The organism is Acidiphilium iwatense (genome assembly GCF_021556475.1).
In the GTDB taxonomy this organism is placed as follows: Bacteria; Pseudomonadota; Alphaproteobacteria; order Acetobacterales; family Acetobacteraceae; genus Acidiphilium; species Acidiphilium iwatense.
In genome coordinates this window covers 1-14,439 of record NZ_JAKGBZ010000060.1, presented here as the reverse complement: position 1 = coordinate 14,439, position 14,439 = coordinate 1, and the positions used below count along the sequence as shown (strand labels likewise).

The window sequence follows — 14,439 nt, the reverse complement described above, 5'->3', positions numbered from 1 at the left end:
AGCGTCGCCGAAAACACAGGCTGATCCGCCAACTCGCGCGGATCAGCCTCAATCCCAAGCACACCGAACATGACCGCGTCCGCACGCAAATGTCGATCATGTGCGTCAAAATGCGCGCTTACGATCGACCCCCTGCCGGGTTGAGCAGATACACTTTCGGAGATTCAGATCGTCCCGCACCTTCAAGGAGTTGAAGTTTCGGAAAGCTATGACTGGAACTTATGCCCACACCGTGCCATCTTTATCCTGAAAGCCAGCCTCGATCCGCCTGTCCGGCCGCAACCCGCCAGCGCCCATATTGTCATGGCGGTGGCAGCCACGGTCAGGCGTGCAGCCAGGCGCAGGGGGTAAATGCGAGATCGAAGGCGTTCAGATAGACTTGGCGGCCGATCAAGGGGGTTGCTGCTGTGCCAAAGAGTAGCGGAACGCCGGGAACCCGAATCCCTTCGACCTCGATCTCGGTGTCCTGTGCTTTGTAGACAGTGACGGTTCCCCCACCCGCGACACCGATCCTGACCTGCTGGCCACGTGCCGCGTGGATGGACTGGAGAATGCTATCGTCGAGGAGAGAGACATCGCATCCGGAATCGATCAAGCCGAATTCCCGGCGGGAAGCCACGCCGGTCCGGGTATTGATTATCCGGAACCACACGTAGGCGCGGGTGCTGACACCGGAACGGACACCCGTCGGTCCGGGCTGACCATATGGGAGTTGCGTTGCAAACGTGAGCTGGGGCATCAGGCAAGCACTCGGCTATCGGCAAAGGCAATCACGCAGAGTCGCTTGGGGTCCTCCCGCTCCAACCACTCCAACATGGCCGCGTTTTCGGGATGGTTGAAAACAACCTGCTCATCACGAACAGCCAGCCAGCGCTGTGGATAGTCCCGATGAAACGCTTCTGAGCCCAACTTCGCCCGAAGCCATTCAGTGTCGCTAGCCAAGCTCATGATGGTCCTGGATCATTTGGCTTTTCTGGCGCGTTTTCCGCCAGTAATCGGCGGTTCGGCTTCGTCCGATGGCGTCTGATTTGCCATAAATGCCACCACGTTCGTGCCATCCTGGCCGATTGGGCCGAAAGTCAGCTTGATGGTGCTGACGCGCTCACCTTTGCCTTTTGCCGATATATCAAGGAGCCAGACCTTGAGACCGCCGCTCGCTTCGGCGCTCACAGTGACGGCCAGCGTCAGCTCGCAGCCACTCAGAGAAATTACAGGATCATTTTTGGGCGCCTCATCGCGCGCCTTCCGGATTTCGTGCGCGGTGCGAGTGATCAGGTCAGCGAGCTCAATACCTTCGGGAGCAGCCATGACGTCTTCTCCTTGCCACCACAGGAACCTATCGCTCAAATCCATTTTTATTTCAGCACAAAATTGCGCTGTTGGCCCGAGAATTTTGGCGCGCCGGTAGGTGAGGCGAAGGCAGACCATCTACGGCGCGTGCTTCCTGTCCTCCGCCACCCGTTGCTCTATTCTATATCTGATAATGTCCTTTATCAGATATCGATGAAATTCAAGGGGCCGACCGATTGCCGAGTTCAGCAAGCAGATCCTCAATCGCTTGTCGAAGCCGGGGCAAATCCTCCTGAGTCGTGCGCCATACGATCCCTTGGTCCACCGTCGCATAGCCATGGATCAGCAGGTTCCGAAACGCCACAGCATTTGCCAGGTCGGGAACCCTGGCGGCTATGGCGGGTGCCGTCTTTGCCAATCGATTCAATGCCTCGCCGATGATCTCGAAATGCCGTTCGACCGCAGCATTCAGCATGTCATCAGCAAGATAGTCGTCAAAAGATCGTCCCGCGATAAACCGCAAGATCGCATCGGCACTTTCGCGTACATCCCATAGAAAGCTGCGCGGATCACGCTCCATGCAGCGTCACACGCGACCGGGCAATAGCGGCCTGCAGAAACGGATTGCGGATCGCCCCGGCGACGGTCAAATCAATCTCGCGGCCTAGCAAGGCCGCCAAGGCATCCCGCAGAGCGAGGAAGTCGCGCAATGCCGGTGGTGCATGTTCTGGCTCGAACTCCACCAGAAAGTCGATGTCGGATTTCTCGGTGAAATCGTTTCCTCGGGCCGCAGAACCAAATAGGTCCAGGCGCCGGACGTGAAAGCGCCGGCTCAATTCTTCGAGTTCGTTGCGGTGGGCGGTTATGGCCGCAATCATGATCCAGTGAGCCTCGAAATCGTGCTATGGCTGACGTTGTAGCTCCGGGCGATTTCCCGCACAGCCTCACCAGCCTCACGCCGGTGTAACGCCTCCTGGCGTTGGTGATGGGTAAGCTTCGGCTTTCGCCCCATGCGCACGCCTCGCGCCTTCGCCCTATCGCGCCCTTCGCCGGTTCTGGCCCGGATCAGCTCCCGTTCAAACTCGGCCAATCCACCCAGGACGGTCAGCATGAGCCGGCCGTGCGGTGTCGTAGTATCGGCCCAGGCATCATTGAGCGATCGGAAGCCGGCCTTCATGTCTGCAATCGTTGCCAGCGTGTTGAGCAGGTCGCGAGTGGAGCGCGCCAGGCGATCGAGCCGGGTTACCACCAGGGTGTCGCCGGCTTCGAGCTGGACGATTGCCTTGTGCAGATAGACCCGATCGGTCCTTGCGCCGCTGGCGGTCTCCTTGAACACCTTTTCACACCCAGCGGCCCGCAGCTGACTCACTTGGGCGGCGACGCTCTGGCCATCGGTGGAGACCCGTGCATACCCGTAAATCATGGCCTAACTATGCACCAGAGTTATGCACCAGAAAAGGCCGCTTCACGCCTACGAGGGGATAGCGGTGCGAAATTCGTGAAAAAAGCACCACGCCCGGTCGAATGCGCTGTGGTGGGACACCTTGAAGCGCCAAGAACTCTGCACATATTTCTTCTCATTATCGAGGAGCAAGAGTAGTAAAAGGAGAAAAGAAGAAAATGGCAGATTTTCGCATGATAGAAGTGGATTTCGACGTACACAGGTGCATCGAAAACGAGCGACACGGGTTCTACGAAAGCCCGAATGACGCGCTCCGGCGGCTTCTAAGACTCGGAGAGCCGAAATCCGCCTCGGCAATGGCGCCCCCTTCGTCCCCACCGAGCCGGGCGAGCTGGAACGACCAAGGGGTAACGCTTCCGCATGGGACTCCGGTCCAAATGCGATACAACCGGCGCACTTATGAGGGACAAATTGTCGATGGCTCGTGGGTAATCGGGGATCGGAGATTCGACTCCCCGTCGGGTGCGGCTAGTGGCATTGCTGTCACCAAGAAAGGGAAGAAGACGCGCCTAGACGGCTGGATTTACTGGCAGGTTAAGCTGCCTGGCGAGGACAGTTGGAAACCCCTCGAAAGCCTGCGCCCAAAAATTACACTTGAACAACTAGGTTTCACAACTGAACAACTAGGTTTCACAACTGGTGGGCCATAGCACAGAAGCGATGGTTGCCTCAGCGCAAGAATTACAGGAGCCCTGATCATGGCGAGGAACATCATGCCGACAGGGTACAGAATCGACAGCATTCCAAGGCGGGTTGTTTGCCTGATCTGTAGCAGCGTGGCAGCAAAAACTCTCGATGAGCTACCCCACTGCCCCCGGTGCGGGGGCAGCTACTGCCAAACCTGCATGAGCAAGGATGAGCCGATGTTGCGGTGCGCGGGCGACGGTGTCGCTGACTGGGGTGCAGACACGAAAGTGAATTTTATGGACGCTAGACATGAACGAGGCAGGAACATTTGTCCGTTTTCTCGTCCGAAAACCGGCTTGTCCCGTATCTCGCCTCCCGCCGTGGTTGCCGGACACTTTTGAACTTGTCCGATAAATCCTCGTTTCCCGGACAAGCGTACGTAAACGCTACTTCCGTGTCGGGACCCCAGATACAGGACTTTCCCGCGGTCGCTGGATCAGCACGGGCCGGCGAAATGTCGAAAGTCGCGCCCATTCCCGCCTGAATCTGCAACTTTCCAGTTCAAAGTGTGGGAACAAAGCATTTTCTGCCGGCGGCCAAAACGCACAGCTTCGCGGTCACTGGGCCGGAAAGGAAGAATGGTGGTATTCATCGTCATAGGCGTATCGCTCCTCGGAGGTTCAGGCAGGCTCTCACCCGCCTCGATACGCCGCCTTTCTCACCCTGCCATCACCCAATTTCGGCCATAGCTCCGGAGGTACCATGTATTCACTCTATCGACGGACTAGGGAAGGAACCACGACCCGTTACGAGCTCGACAAGAAAGAGCCTAGGATCAGCCTTTTCGGCTGCAACAATGGGTTCATACCATGGTTGCTGAGCCTCAAGATTCCAGACGGTCAAGGTGAGCCTTACGATTGGCATGTCGATGTTCTCGCTGAACTCGACAGCCAGAAGGATTATCGCTCCAGCACATTAGTCATCGATTTGAAGCCAAAGCAAAACAAAACCAACATTTCACTGTATGAGGTCATGGACGTATGGGGCCAATCAGATAGCGGCTGGACTCCGATACTCTTGCGGCTTGGTGGGTTGTTCGTTGACCAAAACCCAGAAGGAATAAACCGCGAGAGCTTCGTGCGTGATGATAAAGATATTGATGGGCCGATCTACGAATTTCTCTACCTTTCTGGTTCCGTGGGGTGCGGGAAACTTGATGGATTGTGGGTACCGCCGCCGGCGAGCCCAACCAATGCAGCTTTGCTTTGGCCGGGAGCGCTCAATTATTTTTTCCGCTGCATCTGCGAGCGCACGCCAGATGTTCTGAACTGTCCGCCGGGCTGAGAACACTTCAGTCCCAGAATTCCCCATTATGGAAAGTGGGCGGAAGTGACAGGGAAGTCGCCGGATAGTCGTATGGCCGAGGGCACGCCGGCGGCAGAATAGAAGCGGCGCGGCGACTGGTTAAAACCCATCTGCAGGGCCACGCCAGGCCGCCGCGAATACTTGCACGAGAGGTCAGCGGCGATCACGGAATGCCCCCGAAACGTCATGCCGCCGATGGTATCGAGCGAGGGCGATGGGTTTGGTCGCCACGACCGGCGAGCAGGCCGGCGATCGAGATATCCTCGTTCAGTCCTTCCCAATGGAGCCCCCGTGAACTGATGCGGCATGCCAGACGCTGTTCCGGTGCCGCGCGAAACAGCCGCGGGAACCAGGCCAACGGGACGCCGAGAACCCGACCATCATCCAGAGTGACCCACATCGAGTCCTCGTCGAACCGCACGTCGCGGGCTCTAGGCGAAGAATTCATCCCACACTCCCATGATCCGCTGCCGGTTGGCCTCGATCACCGCGATCAGGCGGCCGAGGGTCTTGGCGTTGAAGCCATCATTGTAGGCCACCGAGACCTCGGGATACAGCCAGAATTTCGCTTCCACATCGTCTTTCTCGACGTGAACATGGACCGGCTCTCGGGGATCGCCCTCATTGGCGTAGAAGAAGAACCGAAATCCCTCATGGCGGAAAACTACCGGCATTCAGGAAGCAGCAGCTCATTTGGGGTGCCGCAGGATTGAAACCACCAGCTGACCGCCTCGTGAGAAACCATCCGGCCCGCAGTGACATCGGCCTCGGTTTCGGCCATGGCACCGGCTTCTTCGGCGTCATCCGCCGGATCGAAGATTGAAGAGGCAGGCTTGGCTATCATTCGGTCAATTCCTCAATACCGGAGTCTTTGCTCGCCTAGGGCCGAAGTCAAGCAGAACCTTGCCCGGATGATGGTCTGCCGGCTGGTCCCGAGCTCGCGGGCGAGAGCGGAAACGGAGACGCCGGCATCGAGCCGGGCGGCAACCTGCCGTTTCTGATCCTCGCTCAGGCTTGCTGGACGACCCAGCTTCTTGCCGGTGCTGCGCGCCCGGCTCAGGCCGGCCTGGGTGCGTTCCACCAGAAGATCGCGTTCGAATTCGGCGACGGCCGCGATGACTTGCATGGTCATCCGCCCGGCCGAGCTGGTCAGATCGACCCCGCCCAGGGCGAGGCAATGGACCCGGACGCCGAGCGCGGCGAGGGCATCGACGGTGGTGCGGACATCCATGGCGTTGCGCCCCAAGCGGTCGAGCTTGGTGACGACCAGCACGTCAACGGCTTCCAGGCGATCGAGCAGTTTGCGGAAGGCTGGGCGCTGCATCGCCGGCGTGCTGCCGGAGATGGTTTCGGTGATGACGCGGGAGGGCTGGACGGCGAAGCCGGCGGCCTTGACCTCGGCGACTTGGTTTTCGGTCGCCTGACCGGCGGTCGAGACGCGGGCGTAGAGGAAGGTGCGGGCCATGGTTGCGCGAATACGTCCGAAAAGGGTGTGCTATAGTCTCCTATGCGCAAAACCATGTCAACCCCATATTTTGGACAGATAAAATCGACCTGTCCGTAAACGATCGATTTTGAGCATCCTGCACCATTATGTGTGAAGGGGCGGATAGTGCACCGCGCGTGTCGCAGTTTATGATGCGAGTGGTTTCCCGTGTGCGACAAATATGCGCGATGGCAAAACCCCTTTGTGGTCCATGGGGCTACGTGATGCCGCGTGATCTACGACAAGTGCGACAACCTCTGTCTCGGTTGGGGGGAAAGCGGACTGCCGGCTTTGGGGTGAGATTTTACCTAACAGGCCGCTGAAAAACCCTCGCTTGCGAGGTCGGATCGTGATTCGCTGAGCCTCCCTGACCTGCTATAATTTCCGCTCGACCAAAGACCGCCAGACGACAAAACCCCACCTCGCGCATGCGAGGTGGGGCGGTGTCATTTTGTGTTCTCAGTATTGCCGGCGCCGAACAGGCCGTTGTCGAGGGCCAGTTTGTGATCGAGCAGCCGCTCGGCAAGTTCCTGGGTCACGGCCTCAAGTGTCACGAGATCGGCCACGATCCGGCGTTCGGTGTCGGGGCTGGCTCCCTGTTCATCGCGCTGCTGGATGCTGGCGCGAACCAGATCCACCGTTTCGGAGACCAGCGCGAAGGCCTGGTCGATTTCGTGCATAGTACGAACCACAGTAAACTTGGCGTGGACGTCGGCGCGCAGCGCTTCGATGAGGGTGCGTTTAGTCATGGTCATTTCCTTTCGGATGATCCACCGCAGGACGCGCCGAGCCATGGAAGGTGATCCGGCGGGCGCAGATCGGAAACCGCCGCACGAACCGATCGTGCGGACGCCAGGCGATGGATTGTCGGGATCTGCCCGAACAATATAGCAAAAATATCGTTTATTTACAATAGATTATTTGAACTCAAGCCAATGTTTCGGCGCTATATCCCTCTCCTCCTGCCCCCCCGCGTTTTCCCACGCTCCGAGCAACCGTTGAGCCCGCAGGCGCATCGTCTCGCGCTCCTGCTCGAACAGACCGCCGGCAAAGCGGGCGGCATGACGCTGATCGGCGCGCCGATAGTGCCGGGACACGACCTCTTCCGAGACGCCAAGGATTGCGGCCGCCAGTCCGGGTCGGCTCGGCGCGGCATCCGCAAGCGCCGTGGGTAGCCCGCGTCGAGTGCTATGTGGTCCGATGGTGGTGCCGAACTCTCGCGCCGTCTGGCGGCGGAACATACCTTCGATCCCGCGCAGCCGGAACCGCGTGCCGTCGGCGTTCAGCCAGAACCAGCCGGCATCGGGGGTATCGGCCATTTCCGGGTGGACGACATCAAGATAGTAGCGGAACAACCGGTGAAGATGCTCCGGCAGAACGCATTCGAGGCTGCGGCCGTTCTTGACCTCATGGTGCGCAAATTTGAGCCAGATCTGATCGCCTTGATCGATGACGTGCTGGCCGATTTGCATGATCGCCAGGTTGCCGATCCGGATCGGGAACACCGCCAGCAGCCCGAAAATCAGGCCGTTGCGCACGTCACGCCGGGCGGCCTCGTATCGCGCCGTGAGTGGTCCGTTCCCGCCACCTTCTTGCAGGATCGACCGACCGCGTTCAATCAGCGTCATACCAAGCTTCGTCATCTCTCGGGGATCTGGAATATGTTTTTCGACGAATTGCTGCGGGTATATGTCGTTGATCGACACACCGCCCGGACGGGTCAGCCAATCAAGCTCGACCGCTGGTTCCATGATCCTCAGCGCCACGCGCAGGTCAAACAGCCGGACTTTGATCGAGTTCGGCAGGTTGCCGCGGGTGGTCAGCATCTCGACGAAGACGGCGACATTCGGCGGCGTGACCAGTTCAGCCGGTCGCCGCGAGACCATGTCAACCCCTGACTGGTTCAAAACCGCTAGGAATGCGCCGTAGCCGCGCGCGGCGTTACGGATCGACATCGGCCGAAGGGCATCGGCGTGTTTTGGCTTGGCGAGGCGGCTGCCCTTCGGTGCGGTGCCGGTCTCCCAAAGGGCCCGATGTTCATCCGGCCATTCTGCGAGCTTCAGGACCAGGCCCGGCTTCGCCACCGTCCTCGCGTCGTTGCCTGACCGCCGACGAGTGCGTGAGGACTGTGCATGAGTGCCCTTCTTTTCCACGGTCATCGCTGGGGCTCCCTTGACGGGGCCACCGGGCTTGTTGGTGTCTGGCGCCGCCGGCTGCGCAGCCGCTGCTGCGCGGCGACAGCGCGGGCGAGCGACGGCCGTGACTCGACGCGGTCGAGTTCGAGCAGTCTGGCCGCTTCACGCACCGCGAAAATCATTTCTAAACCGCAATAATATTGCATCGTAGTCTTCGGCGACGCGTGACCGAGCACCCGCGAGACCAGTTCATATGCGCCAGGCTGTCGTTTCAGGATCCGATAGGCAGTCAAGTGGCGCACCAGGTGCAGATTGAAATCGACGCCGATTTCCTGCTCGACGCGTTTCGCCAGTTCGTTGGCGAACTCGCCTTTTTCTCGCGGCTTGCCATCAAGGCCGGGAAACAAAAACCGATTGTTGGCGCCGGCAAGGATCGGCAGGAATTCCCGTTCAAACCGGTCGATCATTCCGGTGAGACGGGGCGAAAACTCCCAGACGATGCCGCGGCGGCGCGTCTTCGTCGCCGCAGCCGGGATGTCAAGGCCGGTGACCCGCCCGGTTTGCCGGTCGCGAACAAGATGGCGATCGCAATGCAGCCCGATCAGGTTGCGCCGCCGCAGCGGCACCGCCAGCGCGATCTCGAGGGCGACGGCATACATCGCCTGAAGCGCCGCCCGATAAGGATCGAGGCCGAGCTCCGGCAACCGGCTGATCCAACTCTCAGGAAGATAAAGAAGTGCTGCAGTTACATCCGGATTATTGAGGGCCCGCAGCTTGCGCGCCACGCTTTCGTTCATCTCGCCCTGCGCCGGGGGGCGAACCGCGGCGCGAAGATCAAGAATCGTCATGATCTCGTCCTCTGGCAGCCGGGCATGGTAGACCGCGATGATCCGCAGCAATCCGGAAATACCGGCGACGTGGGTGCTCGTCGGCTCCCAGCCTTCCGGATGATCGGGGAGTGTGCCAAGACGGATTTTCAGCCGGTCGAGATGGAATTGCAAAATTGCTTTTGGTCGTTCGGGTGGCGTCACCAGATCACGAAGTCCGGTGAAAGACTCACGAGGAATCCCTGTATCGATCAGCGCTGCGACCGCCGCCCGAATCTGCATCCGGCGATAAACGATCGTTTCTGGACTGACCGCGCGGGAGCGCCGGAACGATTGAGCATTCCCGATGCCATTACCTGTCGCTGCACGAATAACCGCTTCATTGCGAAACGGATTGGATCGGTCCGTGCCTTTCAGACCTTTTAGGAAGTTTTCTACATCCGCCTGAAAAATCGTCGGCATCTGCTCGATCGGCACCGTATAGTGATCGCGCATCCGCGGCCGCCGCAATTCGACCTCTGGCCAGCCAGGAACGTTTTGCCGTGCCCACAGCCAGTTGGACGCCGTCCGGCGAATGATAGCCGGAATGTTCTCGGTGAGAGTTTCCGTGCGCAGCCACGTCTCGAAGCGCTCCAGGAGTTCGGCCGTTACCGCGTCTGGTTCTATGACGGCCAGGGTGAGGAAGCGCAGGAACCGCACGATCCCGATCCGCCGCTCGTGGGTGGGCAATGCGGCATGCAGCGCCGACCATTCCGGCGCGAGAACATTGCGCCGCGGTCCGGCGTCGGCGTGGTGCCCGAGACGAATTAGAATCTGCCGCAACGCGCTGATAATATTTGTGAAATTCGAGTTGTTCAAATCATGGAAGGCCGGCGGCTTCACCCAGAGGACAGTGTTCAGGTAATTGCACGACCAGCAGTCGATCCCGGCAGGCGGCGGCCGTTCGGCTTCGACCCGTCGGATGATCCGCTCTGCAGTCGCGAAGGCCGATGCCCAGTTCCGACGCCGCGAGGCGGGAACGTCGGCCCAGGTTCCGATGGCGACCTTGATCGCGGCAATATCGAGCGAAACTGTTTGAAGAGTCTGCACCGCGTCCGCGACGCCAGCGAAACCAGCGGCGGCCGGCCTGAAGCCGGTACCAAGATTGAGACTGGCTGTTAGGCCGCCCGCCGGGGGTTCGGAATCGTTTTTTGATGGGTTGATCGCGGGTGTGATGGACATGGCTGGCTCCGAACATGCGGTCTGGCAATACGCGGCAAAGAGCGGCAAATCATGAATAGGATCGCTTGTCAATCTACTCAACTTCGCGTTAGTTCTATTCATGATCATTGTCCAATATGCTGATTTGACACGAGTTATTCTGATCGTCCAGCACAGATCCGACTGCCGCCGTGATCAGCCGATCAATGGCTTCTGACGGGACGAACGGCGTCCGCCCGATCCGCACCGACGGTAACCTCCCTTCCGCAATCCACCATCGCACCGTCCGCCGCGAACGGCCGAACACTTCTGCCACCGTGTCCAAAGGCATCAAGCGACGGTCCAGTTCCGAGGGTGAAGAGAGCGACGGGCAGCAATTCTCGGCACCGCCACCAGAAGGGGTCGCCGTTGCGGCAGAAGTAGCAGAAAAAATTTTCAGCTCGGGCATGTTGACCTCCGTGATGCGAGGCGTTCTAGGCATGCCATTTCGGTCGCCGCAGCAACGAAAATAAACTGTCAACCGAAAAATCGATTCCGCGACAGGTTAGCGTCACAATTTTTCCTTGACAGGATTTTCACCGCGACGCGGCGACCAAAAATTATGTTCGCTTGGCGTGCGGTAGGGAGGCCGCCCCGACGGACGGACCGGCCCGGGCGATCCATCGAACCAGCGTCGAAAGGCCAATGCCAAGATCACCGGCAATCTCACGCTGCGTTCGGCCACTCGTGCGAACTAGCCGGACTGCTTCCTCTTCAAATTCCTTCGTAAACTGTCTTTGCTGTGTCATCGAGTTCCTTATACCTCATACGGAACTCTCCACTTTTCCGAAGCAAGTCCAACAGAGCCCTAATACGAGACCGTGACGGTGATCGTATCCGAATATGACCCCGGCGCCACATTTTCGTTGGCCGGAATTTCTCCGTAGAATGTCGTGGTCTGTGAATAGGATAAAATAACCAGCACAGGGAACGTGTTGTTGAATACGGCTGACCCGCCGGTACCATCCCCCCAGACCGTGGTGTCGGCCGCGTTGGTATAGAGTTGATAGCCGAGCGTGTCTCCGCCACTGGTCATGGTGCGGAGCGTATATGAACCGCTCGATCCGGTACTCGCCGAAAGCGTATAGCTGCCGCCCCCGAGGCTGACCAGCGCATTGCAGGAAACGGTGACCGTGCCCGAAGAGGTATCCGCGGCGCCGGACAACGGAGAATAAACGCCGAAGGACAGCCCAGTTGCGCTGACGGAGCAGGTCTCTCCAAGAAGCGACGCGTGAGCGGATGCAACCGGAAAGATGCCAGCTGCGAGAAACGCGACGATCAGCGCCCGGCGCATCGAACTGGACCGATCTTTTGCAGTGGGGCCGTCGTTCTCCGATAGAGAATCTCTGCGATGCATCTCCCGCCGCGCGGCTTCACGATCGACACAGGGTTGATCCCCCGCACCAAGCCGGTGATGTAGGCTTGGCCATCATAGCCGACCGGAAATTCCGCTCCAGTGCCGACCAGCCGGGCAATGCTGCCGACCGGCGGCGGTTTTCGGTTCCCGTTGATGAAAGTCACCAGCGCGCCGTCGCCAGGTTTCATCGGGAATTTTACAACGACGCCTGCGCGATAGCCTGGAACCACGTTTCGCTCGGTATATGGCAGCGTCGCGTCGAATGGCGCGTCCAGTGGGTCGATGGAAATCTTGTTGTTGCCGAAGGATCTCAGGTCCGGCACGAGAATGGTGCCGTCGGGATTGGTAACGCCGACTTGGCGATTCTCGGAAAAAACCTCAACCTTCGGCACACCGGTATCGACAACGGCGAAGCTGTCGTTGATCGTATTCGACGCGAAGACCTGGCCGTCGACAACCGATAGGGCCCCTCTCACCTCGGCCCTTACCGTTGTCCGCACCCCGATCCGCCCGACGCCGATCGAAAACAGTCCACGCTTCGACTCGTAGTTCGCTGTCGCCGAGCCGTTTGCCGGCGCCTGTGTCGATTGATCGATCTGGTAGCCGAATTGCCCAGGCGAAACGATGGATTGTTGCGCCTGCGCCTGTCCGTAGAGACCGGAACTGCCGCCGATGCCGACGGATACCGACCTTCGGCTTCCCAGCGGCACTGTCACGCCGAAAAGAAATCCCGTCGCCCCCTGTCGCGCCAGGTCGCGATAGCCAGTCGCGTAGAAATCGACGCCGCCGCGCTGGATGGAGTATGTCGCCGAGACGATATGCGCGTGTTCAGCCGGCTGCGGCTGCATGATTCCGTTGAACGCCTGGCCGCCCGCCAATGAGCCGAGAAGATTCCGGTCGAGCGTATAGGTACGGGTATCGAAACCGTTATATGCGACCCCGATCGACCCGTATCGGCCGAGATTGAGTCCGGTATTGGCCGTTATCTGGCGATAGGGAACCGGCTGCCCGTTGACCGCCGCCAAGTCCTTGAAATTCCGGCTCGAAAACTCTGCCGATGCGCCCCAGTTCAAGAATCGACCATTATGGGAGATCCCGACGACCGCCGCATTGCCGTCACCCCCTGACCCCGTGGAAACGGCCATGTCGATCTGAAGAACTGCGGCGTTCATGAGATTGACGACGAACCCGCCACCACCCATCGCCAGGCCGGATGTTCCCTCCGCCACCTCCCTTTACATCCCAACCCCATGCCGCATCACGAATAGCTGAATTCAGCCACTTTTCGCACATTAGGTGTTGCGTGCTGACCCATAGAGAGCCATCGTATCCCACAGCTCATTTGGGATTGAGTGTGGGAACAAATGGGACGCCTTTCCGCCACCACTGTGAAGGCCGCCAAGGAGTCCGGACGCTATGGAGATGGCGACGGGCTTTACCTGGTCGTCACCGCCAGAGGTAGCAAATCCTGGGTCTGTCGGGTTCAGAAGAACGGTAAGCGCCGGGACATCGGCCTTGGCAGCGTCAAGGAAGTGCCCTTGGCGCCCCGTGGCGCAGAAAGACTTGAACGCGGCGGCGCGGGGCGGAAACAGCGTAGGAGCGGAGGCGGTCGTCATGGGGATATCAGGCTCAACGCCGTCGCCACCGGCAGATAAAGTGTGCGCGGCCGCCGTACCAAGGGCGCGAAGCCGAAGGCCGCATAGAAGGCCGCCGCCCGGTCGTCGATGGCGTCGGCGAAGATGGCGTGCGCGCCGATCGGCGCGGTCGCCACGGTCTTGATCGCATCGAATAGCAAGGCTTCTCCAAGCCCTTGCCGGGCGTAATCGTTATGCCGGCCAAGCCAGCCGATCAGCACCGCCGGAACGGTCGGGTAGCGCGGCAGTTTCTTCGCCAGCGTCTCGGGCACGTCCATCAACGGCATGTTGCTGGATGAGAGCGTGTAGAAGCCCGCCACTCGATCCGTCGCGATCTCCCTGGCGACGAAGCAGGTGGCGTATTTGCGCTTCACGTCCTGGAAGACGGTCTCGCGGAAGTAGCTGTCAATTCGGTCGTTGCCGCAGGTGAAGTCCGCCCGCTTGTGCGCTTTCGCCAGCGACTCGATGACGAAGCGGACGCTCACCGGCGCCCGATCAGCTCGGCATGGCGCTTCGCCGCGCGGGCCAAACGTGTGTTCGGTCGGGGCGGATTGATCAGCGCCTCGGCGAAGCGGATTTGGTCCTCGCGCGCGAGGCGCATGATGTCGGCCTCCTCGACGACGCGGCGGGCGTCCTCGCCGGCCGTGGCGATGAGATAGCCAGTCAGGGTCATGCCGCGCAGGCGGGCGGCGCGCTGCATCTGGTCGTAGACCTGGACTGGGACGCGTGCTTCCAATCGGGCGGTCTCGGCTTCGATTTGGGGCTTGGGCATAGGGGCCTCCTTCGGCTCCATTATATACGGCATAATGCCGTATTGATCAAGGCGCATCACAGCCCCAGCCCGATCTGCCGCTTGCGGCTGAAGCTCCACTCAATGCCGCCGTCGTGATCATCCTCGACTTATGTGCAGCGCGCAGTGATGTGGAGTCGAGGCCGTTTCCCGGCCTTAGTTAACGTCGTGGATCGCCCCCGCTCAACATAACCGATGCTGCGCCGGGTAGCGTGGTTCTCCCACCC

General features: G+C 59.9%; 20 protein-coding genes and 1 pseudogene. 2 read left to right on the top strand and 19 right to left on the bottom strand.

Going from position 1 to position 14,439, the window contains the following annotated elements; all coding sequences use genetic code 11:
• Nucleotides 1-322: 322 nt before the first annotated feature.
• The 6 genes from L2A60_RS18105 to L2A60_RS18080 form a co-directional block, all read right to left on the bottom strand.
• Nucleotides 323-739 carry an aspartyl protease family protein gene (locus tag L2A60_RS18105; protein WP_235705848.1) on the bottom strand — a complete coding sequence of 139 codons (417 nt, stop codon included), beginning with the start codon at nucleotides 737-739 and terminating at the stop codon, nucleotides 323-325.
• Nucleotides 739-948, bottom strand: a complete 210-nt coding sequence (locus tag L2A60_RS18100; RefSeq protein ID WP_235705847.1) for a hypothetical protein — start codon at nucleotides 946-948, stop codon at nucleotides 739-741. The genes L2A60_RS18105 and L2A60_RS18100 overlap by 1 nt, the downstream gene beginning before the upstream one ends.
• A gap of 12 nt (nucleotides 949-960) precedes the next feature.
• Nucleotides 961-1,308, bottom strand: a complete 348-nt coding sequence (locus L2A60_RS18095; protein WP_235705846.1) for a trypco2 family protein — start codon at nucleotides 1,306-1,308, stop codon at nucleotides 961-963.
• Nucleotides 1,309-1,510: 202 nt separating this feature from the next.
• Nucleotides 1,511-1,870, bottom strand: a complete 360-nt coding sequence (locus L2A60_RS18090) for a HepT-like ribonuclease domain-containing protein (protein WP_235705845.1) — start codon at nucleotides 1,868-1,870, stop codon at nucleotides 1,511-1,513.
• The gene (locus L2A60_RS18085) at nucleotides 1,860-2,168 is read right to left on the bottom strand and encodes a nucleotidyltransferase family protein (RefSeq protein WP_235705844.1); all 309 of its coding nucleotides are present in this window, start codon (nucleotides 2,166-2,168) and stop codon (nucleotides 1,860-1,862) included. Before L2A60_RS18085 ends, L2A60_RS18090 begins: the two co-directional genes overlap by 11 nt.
• Nucleotides 2,165-2,713, bottom strand: coding sequence for a recombinase family protein (locus L2A60_RS18080; RefSeq protein ID WP_235705843.1), 549 nt, complete (start codon nucleotides 2,711-2,713; stop codon nucleotides 2,165-2,167). The genes L2A60_RS18085 and L2A60_RS18080 overlap by 4 nt, the downstream gene beginning before the upstream one ends.
• Before the next feature lie 1,539 nt (nucleotides 2,714-4,252).
• On the opposite strand from L2A60_RS18080, the gene L2A60_RS18075 reads away from it, so the two are divergent.
• The gene (locus L2A60_RS18075) at nucleotides 4,253-4,723 is read left to right on the top strand and encodes a hypothetical protein (RefSeq protein WP_235705842.1); all 471 of its coding nucleotides are present in this window, start codon (nucleotides 4,253-4,255) and stop codon (nucleotides 4,721-4,723) included.
• A gap of 205 nt (nucleotides 4,724-4,928) precedes the next feature.
• On the opposite strand, the gene L2A60_RS18070 is transcribed toward L2A60_RS18075, so the two are convergent.
• From L2A60_RS18070 to L2A60_RS18020, 11 genes and pseudogenes are all read right to left on the bottom strand, one after another.
• Nucleotides 4,929-5,192, bottom strand: coding sequence for a DUF2442 domain-containing protein (locus L2A60_RS18070; RefSeq protein WP_262313284.1), 264 nt, complete (start codon nucleotides 5,190-5,192; stop codon nucleotides 4,929-4,931).
• On the bottom strand, nucleotides 5,176-5,418 hold the full coding sequence (locus tag L2A60_RS18065; RefSeq protein WP_235705841.1) for a DUF4160 domain-containing protein: 243 nt from the start codon (nucleotides 5,416-5,418) through the stop codon (nucleotides 5,176-5,178). The genes L2A60_RS18070 and L2A60_RS18065 overlap by 17 nt, the downstream gene beginning before the upstream one ends.
• On the bottom strand, nucleotides 5,409-5,588 hold the full coding sequence (locus tag L2A60_RS18060) for a CopG family transcriptional regulator (protein WP_235705840.1): 180 nt from the start codon (nucleotides 5,586-5,588) through the stop codon (nucleotides 5,409-5,411). The genes L2A60_RS18065 and L2A60_RS18060 overlap by 10 nt, the downstream gene beginning before the upstream one ends.
• Before the next feature lie 12 nt (nucleotides 5,589-5,600).
• Nucleotides 5,601-6,209, bottom strand: coding sequence for a recombinase family protein (locus tag L2A60_RS18055; RefSeq protein ID WP_235705839.1), 609 nt, complete (start codon nucleotides 6,207-6,209; stop codon nucleotides 5,601-5,603).
• Nucleotides 6,210-6,676: 467 nt separating this feature from the next.
• Nucleotides 6,677-6,979 carry a hypothetical protein gene (locus tag L2A60_RS18050; protein WP_235705838.1) on the bottom strand — a complete coding sequence of 101 codons (303 nt, stop codon included), beginning with the start codon at nucleotides 6,977-6,979 and terminating at the stop codon, nucleotides 6,677-6,679.
• 168 nt (nucleotides 6,980-7,147) lie between these two features.
• Nucleotides 7,148-8,389 carry a site-specific integrase gene (locus tag L2A60_RS18045; protein ID WP_235705837.1) on the bottom strand — a complete coding sequence of 414 codons (1,242 nt, stop codon included), beginning with the start codon at nucleotides 8,387-8,389 and terminating at the stop codon, nucleotides 7,148-7,150.
• Entirely contained in the window at nucleotides 8,386-10,413 is a 2,028-nt protein-coding gene (locus tag L2A60_RS18040) for a tyrosine-type recombinase/integrase (RefSeq protein ID WP_235705836.1), read from the bottom strand. Before L2A60_RS18040 ends, L2A60_RS18045 begins: the two co-directional genes overlap by 4 nt.
• A 94-nt stretch (nucleotides 10,414-10,507) precedes the next feature.
• On the bottom strand, nucleotides 10,508-10,840 hold the full coding sequence (locus L2A60_RS18035) for a helix-turn-helix transcriptional regulator (RefSeq protein ID WP_235705835.1): 333 nt from the start codon (nucleotides 10,838-10,840) through the stop codon (nucleotides 10,508-10,510).
• A 208-nt stretch (nucleotides 10,841-11,048) separates the two neighbouring features.
• Nucleotides 11,049-11,180: pseudogene (locus tag L2A60_RS18030) on the bottom strand (transposase); the annotation flags it as partial.
• 59 nt (nucleotides 11,181-11,239) lie between these two features.
• Nucleotides 11,240-11,725, bottom strand: a complete 486-nt coding sequence (locus L2A60_RS18025) for a Csu type fimbrial protein (RefSeq protein ID WP_235705834.1) — start codon at nucleotides 11,723-11,725, stop codon at nucleotides 11,240-11,242.
• Entirely contained in the window at nucleotides 11,710-12,813 is a 1,104-nt protein-coding gene (locus tag L2A60_RS18020) for a fimbria/pilus outer membrane usher protein (protein ID WP_235705833.1), read from the bottom strand. The genes L2A60_RS18025 and L2A60_RS18020 overlap by 16 nt, the downstream gene beginning before the upstream one ends.
• Before the next feature lie 339 nt (nucleotides 12,814-13,152).
• Between L2A60_RS18020 and L2A60_RS18015 the strand changes: the two genes are divergently transcribed.
• Nucleotides 13,153-13,443, top strand: a complete 291-nt coding sequence (locus L2A60_RS18015) for an Arm DNA-binding domain-containing protein (protein ID WP_235705832.1) — start codon at nucleotides 13,153-13,155, stop codon at nucleotides 13,441-13,443.
• On the opposite strand, the gene L2A60_RS18010 is transcribed toward L2A60_RS18015, so the two are convergent.
• Both L2A60_RS18010 and L2A60_RS18005 read right to left on the bottom strand, forming a co-directional pair.
• Nucleotides 13,401-13,907, bottom strand: coding sequence for a GNAT family N-acetyltransferase (locus L2A60_RS18010; RefSeq protein WP_235705831.1), 507 nt, complete (start codon nucleotides 13,905-13,907; stop codon nucleotides 13,401-13,403). The genes L2A60_RS18015 and L2A60_RS18010 overlap by 43 nt on opposite strands.
• On the bottom strand, nucleotides 13,904-14,194 hold the full coding sequence (locus tag L2A60_RS18005; RefSeq protein ID WP_235705830.1) for a type II toxin-antitoxin system TacA family antitoxin: 291 nt from the start codon (nucleotides 14,192-14,194) through the stop codon (nucleotides 13,904-13,906). The genes L2A60_RS18010 and L2A60_RS18005 overlap by 4 nt, the downstream gene beginning before the upstream one ends.
• Nucleotides 14,195-14,439: the final 245 nt, after the last annotated feature.

Coding starts and splice junctions, on each gene's coding strand:
- L2A60_RS18105 (WP_235705848.1), bottom strand. CDS start 739: ATGCCCCAGCTCACGTTTGCAACGCAACTCCCATATGGTCAGCCCGGA.
- L2A60_RS18100 (WP_235705847.1), bottom strand. CDS start 948: ATGAGCTTGGCTAGCGACACTGAATGGCTTCGGGCGAAGTTGGGCTCA.
- L2A60_RS18095 (WP_235705846.1), bottom strand. CDS start 1,308: ATGGCTGCTCCCGAAGGTATTGAGCTCGCTGACCTGATCACTCGCACC.
- L2A60_RS18090 (WP_235705845.1), bottom strand. CDS start 1,870: ATGGAGCGTGATCCGCGCAGCTTTCTATGGGATGTACGCGAAAGTGCC.
- L2A60_RS18085 (WP_235705844.1), bottom strand. CDS start 2,168: ATGATTGCGGCCATAACCGCCCACCGCAACGAACTCGAAGAATTGAGC.
- L2A60_RS18080 (WP_235705843.1), bottom strand. CDS start 2,713: ATGATTTACGGGTATGCACGGGTCTCCACCGATGGCCAGAGCGTCGCC.
- L2A60_RS18070 (WP_262313284.1), bottom strand. CDS start 5,192: ATGAATTCTTCGCCTAGAGCCCGCGACGTGCGGTTCGACGAGGACTCG.
- L2A60_RS18065 (WP_235705841.1), bottom strand. CDS start 5,418: ATGCCGGTAGTTTTCCGCCATGAGGGATTTCGGTTCTTCTTCTACGCC.
- L2A60_RS18060 (WP_235705840.1), bottom strand. CDS start 5,588: ATGATAGCCAAGCCTGCCTCTTCAATCTTCGATCCGGCGGATGACGCC.
- L2A60_RS18055 (WP_235705839.1), bottom strand. CDS start 6,209: ATGGCCCGCACCTTCCTCTACGCCCGCGTCTCGACCGCCGGTCAGGCG.
- L2A60_RS18050 (WP_235705838.1), bottom strand. CDS start 6,979: ATGACTAAACGCACCCTCATCGAAGCGCTGCGCGCCGACGTCCACGCC.
- L2A60_RS18045 (WP_235705837.1), bottom strand. CDS start 8,389: ATGACCGTGGAAAAGAAGGGCACTCATGCACAGTCCTCACGCACTCGT.
- L2A60_RS18040 (WP_235705836.1), bottom strand. CDS start 10,413: ATGTCCATCACACCCGCGATCAACCCATCAAAAAACGATTCCGAACCC.
- L2A60_RS18035 (WP_235705835.1), bottom strand. CDS start 10,840: ATGCCCGAGCTGAAAATTTTTTCTGCTACTTCTGCCGCAACGGCGACC.
- L2A60_RS18025 (WP_235705834.1), bottom strand. CDS start 11,725: ATGCGCCGGGCGCTGATCGTCGCGTTTCTCGCAGCTGGCATCTTTCCG.
- L2A60_RS18015 (WP_235705832.1), top strand. CDS start 13,153: ATGGGACGCCTTTCCGCCACCACTGTGAAGGCCGCCAAGGAGTCCGGA.
- L2A60_RS18005 (WP_235705830.1), bottom strand. CDS start 14,194: ATGCCCAAGCCCCAAATCGAAGCCGAGACCGCCCGATTGGAAGCACGC.